General features: G+C 65.8%; 13 protein-coding genes. 3 read left to right on the forward strand and 10 right to left on the reverse strand.

Annotated elements, in window-relative coordinates:
• Positions 1-12: 12 nt before the first annotated feature.
• Both CLV01_RS00470 and CLV01_RS28600 read right to left on the reverse strand, forming a co-directional pair.
• The gene (locus tag CLV01_RS00470) at positions 13-1,161 is read right to left on the reverse strand and encodes an efflux RND transporter periplasmic adaptor subunit (protein ID WP_013799937.1); all 1,149 of its coding nucleotides are present in this window, start codon (positions 1,159-1,161) and stop codon (positions 13-15) included.
• A 417-nt stretch (positions 1,162-1,578) separates the two neighbouring features.
• Positions 1,579-1,875, reverse strand: a complete 297-nt coding sequence (locus CLV01_RS28600; RefSeq protein WP_143344285.1) for a hypothetical protein — start codon at positions 1,873-1,875, stop codon at positions 1,579-1,581.
• Positions 1,876-1,965: 90 nt separating this feature from the next.
• On the opposite strand from CLV01_RS28600, the gene dinG reads away from it, so the two are divergent.
• Complete coding sequence (gene dinG, locus CLV01_RS00475; RefSeq protein WP_099732610.1) at positions 1,966-4,140, forward strand: ATP-dependent DNA helicase DinG; 2,175 nt, start codon at positions 1,966-1,968, stop codon at positions 4,138-4,140.
• 180 nt (positions 4,141-4,320) lie between these two features.
• Complete coding sequence (locus tag CLV01_RS29020; protein ID WP_180288345.1) at positions 4,321-4,497, forward strand: hypothetical protein; 177 nt, start codon at positions 4,321-4,323, stop codon at positions 4,495-4,497.
• A gap of 1,189 nt (positions 4,498-5,686) precedes the next feature.
• Here CLV01_RS29020 and CLV01_RS00480 read toward each other — a convergent pair.
• Together CLV01_RS00480 and CLV01_RS00485 are read right to left on the reverse strand one after the other, a co-directional pair.
• Positions 5,687-6,349 carry an acyloxyacyl hydrolase gene (locus CLV01_RS00480; protein ID WP_099732609.1) on the reverse strand — a complete coding sequence of 221 codons (663 nt, stop codon included), beginning with the start codon at positions 6,347-6,349 and terminating at the stop codon, positions 5,687-5,689.
• A 175-nt stretch (positions 6,350-6,524) separates the two neighbouring features.
• Positions 6,525-7,070, reverse strand: coding sequence for a Spy/CpxP family protein refolding chaperone (locus CLV01_RS00485; protein ID WP_065344976.1), 546 nt, complete (start codon positions 7,068-7,070; stop codon positions 6,525-6,527).
• Positions 7,071-7,381: 311 nt separating this feature from the next.
• On the opposite strand from CLV01_RS00485, the gene CLV01_RS00490 reads away from it, so the two are divergent.
• On the forward strand, positions 7,382-8,422 hold the full coding sequence (locus CLV01_RS00490) for a recombination-associated protein RdgC (protein ID WP_099732608.1): 1,041 nt from the start codon (positions 7,382-7,384) through the stop codon (positions 8,420-8,422).
• Positions 8,423-8,488: 66 nt separating this feature from the next.
• Here CLV01_RS00490 and CLV01_RS00495 read toward each other — a convergent pair whose 3' ends face one another.
• From CLV01_RS00495 to CLV01_RS00520, 6 genes are all read right to left on the reverse strand, one after another.
• A complete protein-coding gene (locus tag CLV01_RS00495; protein WP_013799943.1) occupies positions 8,489-9,676 on the reverse strand; it encodes an acetyl-CoA C-acyltransferase family protein in 1,188 nt (395 codons plus the stop codon).
• Positions 9,677-9,775: 99 nt separating this feature from the next.
• A complete protein-coding gene (locus CLV01_RS00500) occupies positions 9,776-10,564 on the reverse strand; it encodes an enoyl-CoA hydratase/isomerase family protein (RefSeq protein ID WP_099732607.1) in 789 nt (262 codons plus the stop codon).
• A gap of 9 nt (positions 10,565-10,573) precedes the next feature.
• A complete protein-coding gene (locus tag CLV01_RS00505) occupies positions 10,574-12,403 on the reverse strand; it encodes an AMP-dependent synthetase/ligase (protein WP_099732606.1) in 1,830 nt (609 codons plus the stop codon).
• A 145-nt stretch (positions 12,404-12,548) separates the two neighbouring features.
• Positions 12,549-13,379 (reverse strand): ABC transporter ATP-binding protein, encoded by an 831-nt coding sequence (locus CLV01_RS00510; protein WP_239972959.1) that lies wholly within the window; start codon positions 13,377-13,379, stop codon positions 12,549-12,551.
• Between the two features lie 166 nt (positions 13,380-13,545).
• Positions 13,546-14,727, reverse strand: a complete 1,182-nt coding sequence (locus tag CLV01_RS00515; RefSeq protein WP_043825208.1) for an ABC transporter substrate-binding protein — start codon at positions 14,725-14,727, stop codon at positions 13,546-13,548.
• Positions 14,728-14,764: 37 nt separating this feature from the next.
• Complete coding sequence (locus CLV01_RS00520; RefSeq protein WP_099732604.1) at positions 14,765-15,802, reverse strand: branched-chain amino acid ABC transporter permease; 1,038 nt, start codon at positions 15,800-15,802, stop codon at positions 14,765-14,767.
• Positions 15,803-15,821: the final 19 nt, after the last annotated feature.

The following is a 15,821-nucleotide window of genomic DNA, read 5'->3' on the forward strand; positions in this document are numbered from 1 at the left end:
TCCTGGCCGCGATCAGAGCAGCTGGCTGGCTGCGCCGTCGAGCAGCAGGCCACCGCGCACGACGATCTTTTCACCCGACTTCAGGCCCGACACCACGGGCACCATGCCGCGCGAGGGCCGGCCCAGCACCACGGTGCGGGCCTCGAACTGCTGCTCGCCGGTCTGCACGAAGACGATGCTGCGGCTTTCATCCTTGATAAGCACGGCCGTCACGGGGATCAGCATCTCGTGCTCGTTGGAGACCTGCAGGCCCACGCGCGCCTGCATGCCGGAACGCAGCACGGGGTTTTGCGCATCGAGCTGCACGATGACGGAGGCGCGGCGCGACTCCTTGTCCAGCGTGGCGCCCAGGTGGCGCACCGTGCCGGTCAGGGGCTTGGGCAGCTGCGGCACATCGACCTGCACGGCACTGCCCAGGCGGATGCCGGGCAGATCGCTTTCAAAGACATCGGCCACCACGTTCATGGCGGCGGGATCGCCGATCAGGAACAGCTCGCCGCTGGGCTCGACCGAGGCGCCGACCACGGCCTTGCGCTCGGCCACCACGCCGGCGCGCGGCGCACGCAGCACCAGCCGGTCGCCACCGCCTTGCCCCAGCAGCGCCGACGTGCCCTGGGCACGCGCCAGCTCCTGGGCCGACTCGCGCAGCTTGGCCTGGGCGGCACGCAGATCCACTTCCACGCCCACGCCCTTGTCCACCATGGTCTGCTGGCGCCGCACTTCCACGGTTGCCACGTCATGCGCGCTGCGGGCAGCTTCCACCTCGTAGCGCACGCGCAGCGCCTCGGGGCTGACCAGGGTGGCCAGCTCGTCGCCGGCCTTGACGATGTCACCCACGTGGGCACGCACCGACACCACGCGCGCGGCCAGCGGCACCGAGACGGTGGCCACGCGGTCCTCGGCAAAGGCCACACGCGCGGGCGCCCAGGCCATTTGCGTGCCCTGCGGATCGGCCACCACGGCGATGTCCAGCATCTTCAGCGACTCGGGCTTGACCCGCACCACGCCAGCCGGCGCGGGCGCCTGCACGGCAGGTTCGTTCTGTGCCGATGCCTTGGATGCATCGCAGCCCGCCACAAGGCAGGCCACGGCGATGACAGCGCATGCCGATGCCGCCGGAAACCGGGCTGCCTTGGGCAGGCCCGCAAATGTCTTGATCATTCTTGCCCCTTCAATCCATGCCTGGAGCGCAGGGACTGCAGCGAGCCGACCCTTGTCTCCTGAGATGAAACAGATGCTAGAAAACGCATCTTCCTGCGTGCGTGAAGCCTTCATTACCGTTTGGTAAGACATTCGCGTACCTGGGCCGGCGCCCGGGGCCGCTCCCCCGGCAGGGATCGCCTGCGCTTTTTCGAGATCCAGCGCGATCCACTGCGCCGCCGCGGACCTGCCGCCTGGCGGTGCACCAAGGCCCCAGCCGCAGCAGCTGCAGCGGCCGCAGACCTGTGGATATCCCGGGGAAAAACGTACTCTGCAAAGCCAAAGATCTGCACAGGCCCTGTTTTCCACAGTGGTGACAACTTCCACCATCCTCTGGAAATCGCGAGAAACCTGAATCCATGAAAAACCCGTTGCAAATCAACGGTGAATGGCGACAATCACCCAATCAATCCACAAGCATGCCAACAACATGCGCACAGGATTGATCACAGGCCAAACGCCCTGGCCGCTGTGGGCAAGACTGTGGATGCGGCCACGCGCATGGCCATCAACGGCCATGGGAACAATCCAGGAACAGCCGGTGGACAGATGTCCAGCCCGGTGACCGATACCCACCTGTGCACACATGCGATTGGCGGGTTCAGTGATCCATATGACGGACAGCTTGTAGGCTGTACGGCATACGAAAAACGCGCTTTGTGCGCTGTATTTCATAAGATTTCGCATCTTATTTAATACATATCACTGTACGAATCTTTATAAACAGATGGACCAAGATGATCCATTTGGTCAAAACACGCCGAAATGCATGAAAAAAAATGGGCTGATCAGGCCCTGAAATCCTTTGATGACGTGGTCGGGGCCATCCCAGGGTTCCGAAATCGTGAGGGGCAGCGAAAAATGGCGGCCCAGATCGCGCAGACCTTCAGCCAGGCCCAGCTGGGAAAAATCGATGAGAGTGCACCGGAGCCCACCCGGTCCATTGCCGTGGTGCAGGCCGGAACGGGGGTGGGCAAATCGCTGGCGTACAGCATTCCCGCCATTTCGATGGCGCTGGCGCGCGGCACCCGGGTGCTGATTTCCACGGCCACCGTCGCCCTGCAGGAACAGCTGGTGAACAAGGATCTGCCCGCGCTGGCCCAGCAGCTGGAGCAGCCCTTCAAATTCGCGCTGGCCAAGGGGCGGGGCCGCTTTGTCTGCAAGCTCAAGCTGGAGCGGCTGGCCAGCACCGGCGAGGCCCAGGACGAGGATCTGGACGATCTGTTCGCCGAGGAAAAGGCGCAGGCCCAAAGCCGCGTGGCACGCCCGGCCCAGGAGCTGGAGGCGCGCATGCAGTTCTATAAAAGCATGGCCAACGCGCTGGCGTCCCAGGCCTGGGACGGCGACCGCGACTCTCTGGAAACCCCGCCCGAGGCCGAGGCCTGGAGCCCCGTGGCGGCCGAATCCTCGTCCTGCACCGGCAAGCACTGTCCGGCCTTCAGCAACTGCGTCTATTACGAGCGCCGCAAGGACCTGGTGGCCGCCCAGGTCATCGTGGCCAACCACGATCTGCTGCTGTCCTCCCTGGGTGCGCGACTGCTGCCCGAGCTGGACAACTGCCTGCTGGTGCTGGACGAAGCCCACCATTTGCCCGCCACGGCGCTGGGCCAATTCGCCGGCGAGATGGACCTGAGCCGTCTGGGCTGGATAGACAAGCTGACCAGCCGCGCCCTGCGCGTGAATACCCTGGTCGAAGTGGAGGAACTGGCCGACCTGCCCAGCCATGCCAGCCAGCTGCGCCAGCAGCTGCAGGAACTGGCGCGCCTGGTGATGGAGCTGTACGGCGATACGCTCAAGTCACAAAAGGACAGCTGGGGGCCGGCGCGGGTACGCGCACCGCGCGGCATGCTGCCCGAGCCCCTGCTGGAGCCTCTGGGCAAGGCCGCCCACCATGCCAACAGCTTTCTGGACGCGCTGCGCGCCATCTCCAAGGCACTGCGCGCCGCCATCAAGGACAATCCAGAGGAAGCACGCAGGCTGTCTACAGCTTATGCACAGGTTGGCGTACTGGCTCCCCGCCTGGAATCCGTCTATGACACGGCCCAGCTGCTGATGCAACAGCCAGCGCAGGATGACGACAGTAGCCGCGTTCCCAATGCCAAATGGTTCACGTTGGAGACAGATGGCGAGTACATCGTGGTCAAGGCCCATGCCAGCCCCATCCTGCCCGGTGCCACGCTGCGCCACCATCTGTGGTCCCAGGTGCGCGGTGCCGTGCTCACGTCGGCCACCCTGACCAGCTGTGGACAATTCGACTTCTTTTTGCGCGAGGCAGGCCTGCACGACGATGCGGCCGTGACCACGCTGGAAGTGCCCAGCCCCTTCGACTACGCGCGCCAGGGCACCCTGGTGGCGCGCGAAACCGTGGCCGACCCCAAGGAGGCCGCCCGCTTCACCCAGGAGATGGTGGACGCGCTGCTGGGCGACCTGTCCCGCGTGCAGGCCGGCGCCCTGGTGCTGTTCACCTCGCGCGAGCAGATGCGCCTGGCGGTCGATGCGCTGTCCACGGCCATGCGCTCGCAGGTGCTGGTGCAGACGGCCATGCCCCGCGCCCTGCTGCTGGCCCGCCACCGCGATGCCGTGGAGATGGGCGAGCCCTCCATCATCTTCGGCATGCAGTCCTTCGGCGAGGGCCTGGACCTGCCCGGCGCGCTGTGCGAGTCCCTGTTCATCACCAAGCTGCCCTTTGCCCCGCCCGATGACCCCGTGGGCGAGGCCCGGGCCGAATGGCTGCGTAGCAGCGGCCGCAACCCCTTCAATGAGCTGGTGGTGCCGGCCACGGCGATCCGCCTGGCCCAGTGGGTGGGCCGCGCCATACGCACCGAGGAAGACCAGGCCCATGTGTATTGCTATGACCGGCGCCTGGTGAACACCAGCTATGGCCAGCAGCTGCTCAAGGGCCTGCCGCCCTTTGCCTTGCAGCGCCGCCCGGCACGCTGAGCCGGACCCTGTGGAAAGCATGCGAAAAACAGGCCGCGCCCTGTCGCCACTGCATTCCCTTGCATACGCAAGTCATTGATCACGGCTGGTTTTTTCAATCATCGAGCTTGCCGATTGCCCACAGGTCACTTGCACACAGCCTGTGGGCAACCGTGTTTCCCGGCGCCCGCATCTCCCCACATGCCTCTGCAGTACGGTCCCGGATACCGCTGGATCTCGCAGCCCGTGCCTGCTCCCCGGCCCGGCCATACCCGCCATACCCCGCCAACGGGCCAGCAGAACGCCCAGGACGCGCTGGCGCGGGCAACCCAGGGCCTGACAGCTGCCAAGCCTCCACGGTCCTCTGCAGGCCGCTGAAGCGCTCGGGCTGATTCACGTCCTCTTGCCTTGGTGCGCCAGCAGCCATCACTTTTCGTGATTGCCCTTGCCTGGTCTGGATCTGCTGCTCCTGATCTGGATGCGCAGTCCTCTTGCAGGCTGGCAACAAGGGGTTGAATTTTTTTGAATGGACGAACACTGCCTCTGGCGCATCCGCTTGCGTCCGCCTGGCAGGCCGCGTTTTCCTGAAGTCTTCCACGTCCAGTGCACAGCCCGTTGTGGAAAAGCGCCCGTTCCACAGCGTTCCTGCGAGGCCGCGAGGAAGTCTTGTCTTCGTGCGTCTTCGTGCATACGGCCATGGCGCGCGAGCCGATCCGAGATTTTTTTGAACACAGGCGCGCCAATTTCGCTGGAGCAGTCCCTCGTCTGGACATGCCCAGGCTCCAGACAACCTGGCACGTCTGTTTTTTTGAAAAACCGTTCGGCCTTCGCTTCCCGCGTGACTTCGCCTTCGGTTGTTCTTTGATCTTCTTATAAAGAATAGTCGTAGTAGTAGAGGCATGACATCTCTGTGGATAACTCACTATTCCTCAAAAAAAACAATGTCTTGCCCGATTGAAAAACATGTGATCAAAGCCCTGTTCCCGGTGTCTCCTGAACGGGGATAGTTTGCCTGCTTCGATTTTTTTTGTGGATAACTGTTGAGTTGGTCTTCATCTATCCACAGTTTTGTGCGATGTGCATTTTTCCCTTTATTGAACTTCAAGTTATTGATTTATAAGGATTTTTTGGTTCATACAGGTGAAAAGAAGGCTTGCCAGACATGGATGAGCGCATGGTCTGGCAGTGCTGTGACCTGTTGACAGGCCGTTTTTCCTGATGGACCGGCTGCCTTTTTTTATCCCGAACAGTCTTGTCGCTGTGAAAAACCGTCCTTGGCTGTTATTCCTATCTCTCTTATTTTTTAATTAGTAGTAGTAGTAAGTGAAATGCTTAATTGTTGATAACTGAATTTGTCTTATAAAAATCAACAACTTAAGACACTTCAAACCCTGTGGTGGATGCTGCTCCGCTGCTGCACCCGTTTTGGGCACAACTTTCCATGGCGCATCCTACTTGTGGATAAGCATGGATTTACGAGATTTTTATGCCCAGGTTTTTCCACAGGGTGGCTGCGGACAAAAAAAGACCACCTCGAAGGTGGTCTCGCCGGGATCCGCAACCGTGATCAGAAATGGTGGGCGTAGCGCAGCTGCAGGAAGTTTTCGCCGGGGTTGGGTTTCTTGATGCCTGCGTTGGAATGGTGCTCCAGCCGCAGCACCAGCTCATGCTGGCCCTGGCTGCCAAACAGGTAGCCCACGCCGATATGGGTGGCGAAGTTGTAGCGCGTGGGGAATTCCTTCTCGTCCGTGACGTAGCGACGGTTCAGCGCCCAGCTCAGGCCCACGCCGGTTTCTGCAAACCAGGGCGACTGCCCGTTGCTGGGGCGCCAGCGCACGGTGGGATTCACGCCGATGACCCAGGTGCCGCGATCGCGACCCTCCAGCGGCGCCGACCAGCGGGCGCCCCAGACATCCCAGTAGCCGCTGAGCTGGCCGCCCCACAGCGCATGGCGCCAGTTGCGCCAGGGCACGGTGACGCCCACGGTCCAGCTGTCGGCACTGTGCTCGGCCGCGCCGTATTGCAGGTACATGGAGGGGGAGGATTCCGGCGTGGACTGCGCCTGCGCCGCCAGGGGCAGGACGGCCGCTGCACCGGCCAGCAGCACGGCGGCAAAACTTCCGGTTCGTCCTGGTCGCTCTGGTCGCCCTGAACGTTCTGGTGGATGTTTGCGCGCCGTTGCGTGGTTCTGGCAGCTGGATGGCGTCGTTTGAGTGTTTTTGGGGGCCATGATCTTCTCCGGGGCAGCACACAATGCTGTGCCTGTTCCACTCTAGGCAGTCCGGGGAAGATCGGGGAGTCAGCAAAAAAGCCCTTGCACTGTCGGCCGCCTGACAAGGCGTCCGTGCAAGGGCTGGCGCAAGCAATCCGGCTGCCCGCTGGTGGCGGGCAGGCCAGGTGGCTGCTTACTGGGCGGGTGCCGGGGCAGGGCGGGCCTGGCCGCTCTTGTGGTCATGGCGCGGGCCGTGGTCCATGCCGTGGTGGCCGGGGTGGCCCTTGTGCAGCGTGGCGGCATCGAAGGTCTTTTGCTGGCTGGCATCCAGCTGGGCGTAGAAGGCCTTGGTGGCTTCGCCGCGGCGATCGGCATCGGCCGCGCGCTGGGCACGCATTTCACGCATCTTGTCGATGCGCTGGGGCGTGGTCAGCTTGGCGAAGTCCTCGCGCTCCATGCGCTGGGGACGCTCGCCGGGCTTGAAGGTGGCCGCATAGGTGTTCCATGCGGTCTCCTGGGCCGGCGTGAGCTTGAGGTCGGCCTTGAGCTTGGCGATGCGCTGCTGCATGTGCTCTCGGCGTTCGCCAGGCTTGTGCATGGGACGTTCGGGCTTGGGCGTGGTGGCTGCAGCCGGTGCTGCCGGCGCGGCGGTCTGGGCGTACGAGGGCAGGGCGAACGAGGCCAGCAAGGCGGTGGCAGCTGCGGCGCTGGCGAGGGTGCGGCGGAAGGTGGTGGTCATTCCAAAATCCTTTCTGGAGAGGGTGACTGAAGGCCGCCGTCAAGGCACTTGGCGAGCCCTGTGCAGCGGATGATTGAAGTGTGGTCGTCCGATGTATCGGGGCAGTGAGGTTTTGCGCACGGCTTGTAAAGAATTGACAAGCTTGTGCAGCGCCGTCCGGTGCCAGGCATGCACAATGACCGGGCGGGGCGCCAAGGCATGGCGCCCCTGCTGTTTTTTCTGTTTTCTCCCTCTGGATGGAGGCGGCGCAGCCCGGTGTTGCACACCGCTTGCTGCGGCGCAGCCGCAGTCCGTCCGAGCAAAGGTTCGCTATGTTCAAAAACATGATCGTCTATCGCATTGCCGAGAGCTGGCAGGGCGATTTGCAGCAGCTTGAAGAAGCCCTGGGCAAGAGCCCGTTTGCCGAGTGCGGCGCCACGCAGGAGCGCAGCGCCGGCTGGGTGCCGCCGCGCGGCGAGCCCCATGGCCCGCTGGCCGAGTCCGTGGCCAATCAGTGGGTGATGCGCTTCATGACCGAGGCCAAGATGCTGCCGGCCAGCGTGCTCAACCGCCGCGTCAACGAAAAGGCTGCCCACATCGAGGCCACCGAAGGCCGCAAGCCCGGCAAGAAGGAAAAGAAGGATCTCAAGGACGAGGCCAAGCTGGACCTGCTGCCCATGGCCTTCACCAAGCAGGGCGCCATGTGGGTCTGGCTGGACCCGCAGGCCCGCACCCTGGTGCTGGACACGGGCAGCCAGGCGCGCGCCGACGAGGTAGTGAGCTCGCTGGTGGAGGGCCTCACAGGCTTTGCGCTGGCCCTGGTCGATACGCAGACCAGCGCCCAGGCCGCAATGGCGCACTGGCTGACCACGCAGGAAAGCCCGGCCGGCTTCTCGATTGACCGCGAATGCGAGCTCAAGGCCGCCGACGAATCCAAGGCCGTGGTGCGCTATGCGCGCCATCCGCTGGACATCGACGAGGTGCGCCAGCATATCGAGCACGGCAAGCTGCCCACGCGCCTGGCGCTGACCTGGGATGACCGCGTGAGCTTCGTGCTGACCGAGGGTCTGCAGATCCGCAAGATCGCGCTGCTCGATGCCGTGATGGAAGGCCAGTCGCAGGACGACGGCGGCTTCGATGCCGATGTGGCGATTGCCACGGGCGAGCTGTCCAAGCTCATCCCCGATCTGATCGAGGCGCTGGGCGGGGAAGGGCGCACGGGCCTGGGCCAGGATCTGCCGGCATCGCTGCAGACACCCGCTGCCCAGAGTCCTACAGCGACACAAGCGACACCAGCGGCATCGGGCCGTGGTGCGCTGACGGGGCCGGCCCTGGCGCCCGTGGATACGGCGCCTGAAGAAGCGCCTTTCTAAGCCTAAGCCGGCAGGCGGCTGCGGTGGCGATGTTTCATGTGAAACATCGCCACGCCCAGGCGGCGCTCAGACTCTTTCAAAGATGGCCGAGATCCCTTGGCCACCACCAATGCACATGGTCACCAGCGCATAGCGGCCGCCCGTGCGCTGCAGCTCGGCGATGGCCTTGGTGGTGATGATGGCGCCCGTGGCACCCACGGGGTGGCCCAGCGAGATACCCGAGCCGTTGGGGTTGACCTTGGCCGGGTCCATGCCCAGCTGCTGGATCACGGCGCAGGCCTGGGCCGCGAAGGCCTCGTTGGCCTCGATCACGTCCATGTCTGCAATCTTCAGGCCCGTGCGCTGCAGCACCTTCTGCGTGGCCGGCACGGGGCCTATGCCCATGTAGGCGGGGTCCACGCCGGCATGGGCGTAGCCCACCAGGCGCGCCAGGGGCTTCAGGCCCAGGGCGGCCACGCGATCGCCAGCGGCCAGGGCCACGGCGGCGGCGCCGTCGTTGATGCCCGAGGCATTGCCGGCCGTCACGCTGCCGCCTTCCTTGCGGAACGCGGGCTTCATGGTGGACAGCAATTCGATGGTGGTGCTGGCGCGCACATGCTCGTCGGTGTCGAAGACCACGACGCCCTTGCGCGTGGCGATCTCCACGGGAACGATCTGCTCCTTGAAGTGGCCGGCCGCAATGGCAGCGGCCGCGCGCTGGTGGCTGGCTGCCGCCAGTTCGTCCTGCATTTCGCGGCTGATGTGGTAGCGCTCGGCCACGTTTTCGGCCGTGATGCCCATGTGCATCTTCTGCCAGGGGTCGTGCAGGATGCCCAGCATGTAGTCGATGCTCTTGGCGTCGCCCATGCGCGCGCCCCAGCGGGCGGCCTGGTCGAAGTAGGGCCCGCGGCTCATGGACTCGCTGCCGCCGCCGATGGCCACGTCGCAGTCGCCCAGCGCAATGGCCTGGGCGGCAGAGACGATGGCCTGCAGGCCGGAGCCGCACAGCCGGTTGACGTTGAAGGCCGGCGTCTCGATGGGGCAGCCCGCATCGATGGCGGCCACGCGCGAGAGGTAGGCGTCCTTGGTATCGGTGGGGATCACATTGCCCATGACCACGTGGCCGACGGCGTCGGGCGCCAGGCCCGCGCGCTCGATGGCCGCCTTGACGGCCGTGGTGGCCAGCTGGGTGTTGGGTACGTCCTTGAGGCTGCCGCCGAAGGTGCCGATGGCGGTGCGCGCAGTGCCGACGACGAAGACGTCGCGTGGGGTCATGGTGAAGCTCCTCGAAGCGATGAACACGGGGGATGGAGTGCATTGTGCCGGGCAGGCGGCAGGCAGCGCAGCCGCCTCGGCGTCAGTTCCGGGCGCAGGTCAACGTCCCTCGAATTGCGGCGCCTGCTTGGCGTGGAACGCCGCAATGCCGCGCGGCAGGTCGGCCGTGCGCGCACAGGCATCGAAGGCGCAGGCCTCGGCGGCCAGCTGGTCGCGCAGGCTGCGGTCCAGGCCCGCGCGCATGAGGCGGCGCATATGGCCCAGCGCCACCGTGGGGCCGGCGGCCAGGCGCTGGGCCAGCTGCTGCACGGCGGCGTCGAGTTCGGCGGGCGGCAGGACGCGGTTGATGAGGCTCAGGCGCTGCGCTTGGGCGCAGTCCAGGGTCTCGCCCAGCATGGCGATCTCCAGCGCATTGCGCAGGCCCACGATGCGCGGCAGCGCCCAGGAGGCTCCCACGTCGCAGCTGGCGCCCAGGTTGATGTAGGCCAGGTTGAAGCGCGTGCCCTCGGCCGCGTAGACGAAGTCGGCCTGCAGCATCAGCGACAGGCCTGCGCCTGCCGCCGCGCCGTGCACCTTGGCGATGACGGGCGCATCGAGCTGGCCCAGCAGCGCCACGGCCTCGTTGAGCGGCGCCAGCAGCTCGGCGGCGCCGCGCACGGGGTCGGCGGCCAGCGTGTCCAGGTCGCCGCCCGCCATGAAGGCGCGGCCCGCACCATTCAGCACCACGCAGCGCAGCGCGCGGTCCTGGGCCAGGGTGCGCACGGCATCGCGCAGTGCCAGCGCCATGGGCACGTCGATGGCGTTGAGGGCGGCGGGGCGGTGGAAGGTCAGCGTGGCGATGGCGCCTTCGCGGTGCAGCAGCAGCGGGGTGTCTTGCGTGTCGGTCATGGGAGCGGATCAGTGGTACAGGGCGTCGATTTCGGCGGCGTAGGTCTTGTAGATGGACGAGCGGCGCACCTTCATCGTGGCCGTGACTTCGCCATCGTCGTGGTCCAGTTCCTTGGTCAGCAGATGGAAGCGCCGCACATGCGAGACCTGGGCCAGGCGCGCATTGCCCCGCGCGATCTCGGCATCGATCAGCGCGCGTACCTCGGCCATCTCGGCCAGGGAGCGGAAATGCGTGAAGGGGATGTGCCGCGCCTGGGCCCATTGGCCAACCGTCTCGTAGTCGATCTGCACCAGCGCGCCCACGAACTTGCGGCCCTCGGCCACGACGATGCACTCCTTGATGAAGGGGCTGGACTTCATGGTGTTCTCGATCTCCGAGGGCGTGAGGTTCTTGCCGCCGGCGGTGATCATGATGTCCTTGAGGCGGTCCACGATGCGCAGCTGGCCGCCCTGCACGCGCACCACGTCGCCCGTGTGCAGCCAGCCGTCCTGCAGGCTTTGCGCCGTGGCATCGGGGTTCTTGTAGTAGCCCGCGAAGACCATGTCGCCCTTGATCTGGAGCTCGCCGCTGCCGTCGCCCTCATCGGGGCCGGCATGGGTGGCAATGCGCCACTGCACGCCTTCGGTGGCCACGCCCACGGTGCCCACGGCCACGTCGTCCAGGCGGTGGCCGGTAACCATGCCCGTGGATTCGGTCAGCCCGTAGACCTCGATCAGCGGCACGCCCAGCGTGCGGAAAAACCGCACCACGTCGGGCGGTATGGGCGCGGCGCCGGTGAGCGCCACGCGCGCCTCGCGCAGGCCGATGAAGTTCTGTAGCGCGCGCAGCACGCTCCAGTAGCTGGCCGCCCAGGCCAGGCGCTCGGCCAGGCTCCACTGCCTGCGGGGCTTTTCGGCCAGCGGCGCGCAGGCCGCCATGGCGCGCCGGTAGAGCGCGCGGCGCAGCGGTCCGGTCTCCTGCATCTTGATGCTGATGGCCGCATGCAGCTTCTCCCAGATGCGCGGCACGCCCAGGAACATGTTGGGCGCGACTTCGCGCAGGTCTTCCTGCACCGTGCGAATGGACTCGCCGAAGTGCACCTGCGAGCCCAGGTAGACGGGCACGAAGCTGGTCAGCATCTGCTCGGCCACGTGGCACAGCGGCAGGTAGGACAGGTGGCGCGTGCCGCCGTCCAGCCCCAGCCGCTCGGCAATGCCGGGCACCACGCCGCGGATGTTGCGGTAGGTGATCATGGCGCCCTTGGGCTTGCCGGTGGAGCCCGAGGTGTAGATCATCAGCCCCACGTCATCCAGCGTCTGGCGTGCCAGCGCCTGTTCGATGGGGGCGCGGCTGGCGGCCTGGGCGCCCAGGCGCTCGACCTCGTCGAAGGTGGCGATCAGGGCGCGGACCTCCGGCGCGAAGCTGCGCAGGCCCTTGGTCTCCATGACGATGATCTTCTTCAGGCGCGGCAGCTGGGGCAGGGCGGCCAGCAGCTTGTCGGTCTGCTCCTGGTCCTCGCAGACCATGATGTCCACATCGGCATGGCCCGCCACATAGGCGACCTCGGGCGTGGGACTGGTGGGATACACGCCCACGGTGATGGCGCCGATCAGGCCCGCGCCCATCTGGGCCAGCACCCATTCGATGCGGTTCTCGGAGATCACTCCCATGTGGCCGCCTGGCGGCAGGCCCAGCTGCGCCAGGCCCAGCCCGAAGTGGCTGGCACGCTCGTGGTAGCGCGCCCAGCTGGTGGGCTTCCAGATGCCGAAGTCCTTTTGCCGTATGGCCACGCGCTGGGCATCGCTGCGCGCGCGTTCGGCCAGCATCTGGGGCAGGGTGAGTTCGGGAAGGTTCTTCATATCAATGACCCATCGCGCTGCCTGTGACACTGGCGTGCCCCCACACGGGAGCACCGAGGAAGGGCCGCCCCGCACCGAGGGTGCTGTCCCCCTCCCTCGCGAAGCGGGAGAGAGGGGGAAGGCGCGAAGCGACTCAGGGGGTGCTTCATGACAACCAGCGCTTGCGGCGCTTGTAGTGCTTCAGGTCGCGAAAACTTTTTGCCTCGCCGCTGCCACCCATGCCCAGGTAGAACTCGCGCACGTCGGCGTCCTGGGCCAGGCGTTCGGCCGGGCCGTCGATGACGATCTTGCCGTTCTCCATGATGTAGCCGCTGTGCGCCACGGCCAGGGCCACGGTGGCGTTCTGCTCGACCAGCAGCATGGAGGTGCCGCGCTCGGCATTGATACGCGCGATGATGGTGAAGATGTCCTCCACCAGCTTCGGCGCCAGGCCCAGCGAGGGCTCGTCCAGCAGCATGAGCTGGGGCTCTGCGATCAGCGCGCGGCCAATGGCCAGCATCTGCTGCTCGCCGCCCGACAGGTAGCCGGCCAGGCCTTTGCGTCGCTCATGCAGACGCGGGAAGTAGCTGTAGACCAGGTCGAAGTCGGGCTTCACTTGATTGCGGCCCGTGAGCGCGTAGGTCGCGGCCACGAGGTTTTCCTCCACCGTGAGGTCCTCGAACACGCGCCGGCCCTCCATCACATGCGACAGCCCCAGGCGCACCAGCTGCTGGGGCGCGTACTGCGCGGTGGACTGGCCGTTGTAGCGCACGCTGCCGCTGGCCAGCAGGCCGTCCTCCAGCGCCAGCAGCCCCGAGACGGCCTTGAGCGTGGTGCTCTTGCCCGCGCCGTTGCTGCCCAGCAGCGCCACGATCTGGCCGCGCGGCACGGCCAGCGACAGGCCGCGCAGGGCCTGCACGACCTTGTTGTAGATGACCTCGATGTTGTTGATTTCGAGGACGCTTGCAGTCTCTGCGTTGGTTGGGGTTGCCTTCAAAATTTCACTGCGCATGTGGAGCCCGCGACGTTGGTTATGGCGTGCATCAGGCGCGGGGCACCAAGCAAGGGCCGCCCCGCCGCGAGGGTGCCGTCCCCCTTCCCGCAACGCGAAGCGGTGCGAGAGAAGGGGGAAGCGGCGAAGCCGCTCAGGGGGATGCGTTTCATCAAAGCGCTATCCAGTCGGACGCTGGGAGCATCTTCTGCGCTTTCATGTCCGCCTTGTAGACGCGGCCCACGGGGATGGAATTGCCCTTGATGGTGATGGGCACGCCGATCAGTCCGCCCGTGTCGAAGTCCTTGATGGAATTGAGCGCGGCCTTGAGGTTGGGGCCGGTGAGCGGCTTGCCAGCGTCCAGGCAGCGCCTGGCCGATTCCACGAACAGCATGGCCGCCAGAAAGCCCTGGATATAGGCCGTGCTCTGGTACTCGGGGCGCAGCGCGCGGATCTTGTCCAGCATGGGCGCCTTGGCCGAGGTGTCGTAGTAGTAGCGGTAGGGCATGACGCCCATGAAGCCGTCGCCGGCCTCGCCCATCTTCATGACGGTGGAGCTGTCCATGGTCCAGAAGGTGCCCATCCATTGGCTGGTCATGCCCATCTGCTTGCCCTGCTGGATGAACTCGGGAATGGGCGCGAGGATGTAGCCGTGGAAGATGGTGTAGTCGGGCGCGGCGCGGCGCAGCTTGATGACTTCGGTGGACACGTCCACGCTGCCGGGCGGTGTCATCAGCTTGGCCACCACGTTCAGGCCCAGCTTCTTCGCGGCGGCTTCGCTGGCCTCGATGGGGTCGCGGCCGAACTCGGAGTCGGAGTAGACGAAGGCCACCTTGGCGCCCGGCTTCTCCTTGGCGATGTGCTTGAGCAGGATGCCGAACATCTCCGTGTAGTCGGGCCCCACGAGGAACTGGTTCGGGTACTTGGCCGGATTGTTGAGCTCGGTGGCGAAGGAGGCGCCCGCCATGAGGATGGCGCCGTTGCGGTCCAGCTCCGGGTTGATGGTCTTGGAAAAACCCGTGGAGTCGCCGTAGTAGAGGTTGACCTTGTTCTGGCTCGTGATCTTCTTGAACGCGGCCACCGAGACATCGACCTTGTAGCCCGTGTCCTCGGGCACGTAGCGGACCTTGCGGCCCTTGATACCGCCTGCCTCGTTGACCATCTTCACGTAGTCGCCCATGCCGGCATTGATGCCCACGCCCGCGAAGGCGAACACGCCCGTCATGGGGATGGAGCCGCCGATCACGATGTCTTCGCCGCCAGCCTGGGCGCGGGCGGCCAGCGGTGCGGCCAGGCTGGCGCCGGCCGCCAGCAGCAGGCTGCGGCGGCGCGAGGAGGTCGGGTGTTGCTGCATTGCTTGTCTCCTTTTGCTTGTCGTGCGCGGCGCCGCCTCAATTGCGGAAGGGCCACAGGTGGAAGAAGCGGCGCAGGCGCCGCCACATTTCTGCGAGCCCCTGCGGCTCGAAGACCAGAAAGACGATGATCAGCAGCCCGAACACCATGGTGCGCACGGGCGACAGGAAGACGGCCAGCTCGGAGCCGCCGGGCAGCAGGTCCACGATGAGCTTGAGCAGCTCCGGGACCATGGTCATGAAGACCGCGCCCAGGATGCCGCCCAGGATGGAGCCCATGCCGCCGACGATGATGGCCGCCAGAAAGAAGATGGACATCAAGAGCGGAAAGCTCTCGGGCGTGACCACGCGAAAGAAGTACGCCCACAGCCCGCCCGCCACGCCCGCGTAGAACGAGGACAGCCCGAACGACAGCAGCTTGTAGCGCAGCAGCGGTATGCCCAGCACCTCGGCCGAGATGTCGCGGTCGCGGATGGCGATGAAGGCGCGGCCTATGCGCGTGCGAAACAGGTTGGCCGCGCCCAGCAGCATCAGCAGCGTGACGGGCACGATCACCCAGTACAGCCGGAACGAGGTGTCCAGCGCCACGCCGAACACCGTGGCCGGCTGCAGCGTCAGGCCCGCCGTGCCGCCCGTGAGCCTGAGGTTGGCGAACAGGAAATGGGCGATGAACGAGGCCGCGATGGTGGCAATCGCCAGGTACAGGCCCTTGACGCGCAGCGAGGGCAGGCCCACCACGATGCCGCCCAGCATGGCCACGAAGCCGCCAGCCAGCAGGTTGAACAGCACGGGCGTGCCCCAGCGCGCCTGCACGATGGCCACCGTGTAGGCGCCCAGTCCCATGAAGGCGGCCTGGCCCAGGCTGACCAGGCCCGTGTAGCCGGTGAGGATGTTCAGCCCCGTGGCGCCGGCCACGTTGATGCTGACCAGGCAGGCCAGGTACAGCCAGTAGTCGCTGGCCATGAAGGGGAACAGCAGCAGCAGCGCGCCGGCCACGGCCAGCCAGATGCGTTGCGTGCGGGAGTCGAACAGCGCCGCATCGGCGATGTAGCTTTCCTTGAGGGTGCCTATGCGCATGCTGCCGTCTTTCTGAAGC

Source organism: Delftia sp. 60, assembly GCF_002754395.1.
GTDB lineage: Bacteria > Pseudomonadota > Gammaproteobacteria > Burkholderiales > Burkholderiaceae_C > Comamonas > Comamonas acidovorans.

Coding starts and splice junctions, on each gene's coding strand:
- CLV01_RS00470 (WP_013799937.1), bottom strand. CDS start 1,161: ATGATCAAGACATTTGCGGGCCTGCCCAAGGCAGCCCGGTTTCCGGCG.
- CLV01_RS28600 (WP_143344285.1), bottom strand. CDS start 1,875: ATGAAATACAGCGCACAAAGCGCGTTTTTCGTATGCCGTACAGCCTAC.
- dinG (WP_099732610.1), top strand. CDS start 1,966: ATGCATGAAAAAAAATGGGCTGATCAGGCCCTGAAATCCTTTGATGAC.
- CLV01_RS29020 (WP_180288345.1), top strand. CDS start 4,321: ATGCCTCTGCAGTACGGTCCCGGATACCGCTGGATCTCGCAGCCCGTG.
- CLV01_RS00480 (WP_099732609.1), bottom strand. CDS start 6,349: ATGGCCCCCAAAAACACTCAAACGACGCCATCCAGCTGCCAGAACCAC.
- CLV01_RS00485 (WP_065344976.1), bottom strand. CDS start 7,070: ATGACCACCACCTTCCGCCGCACCCTCGCCAGCGCCGCAGCTGCCACC.
- CLV01_RS00490 (WP_099732608.1), top strand. CDS start 7,382: ATGTTCAAAAACATGATCGTCTATCGCATTGCCGAGAGCTGGCAGGGC.
- CLV01_RS00495 (WP_013799943.1), bottom strand. CDS start 9,676: ATGACCCCACGCGACGTCTTCGTCGTCGGCACTGCGCGCACCGCCATC.
- CLV01_RS00500 (WP_099732607.1), bottom strand. CDS start 10,564: ATGACCGACACGCAAGACACCCCGCTGCTGCTGCACCGCGAAGGCGCC.
- CLV01_RS00505 (WP_099732606.1), bottom strand. CDS start 12,403: ATGAAGAACCTTCCCGAACTCACCCTGCCCCAGATGCTGGCCGAACGC.
- CLV01_RS00515 (WP_043825208.1), bottom strand. CDS start 14,727: ATGCAGCAACACCCGACCTCCTCGCGCCGCCGCAGCCTGCTGCTGGCG.
- CLV01_RS00520 (WP_099732604.1), bottom strand. CDS start 15,802: ATGCGCATAGGCACCCTCAAGGAAAGCTACATCGCCGATGCGGCGCTG.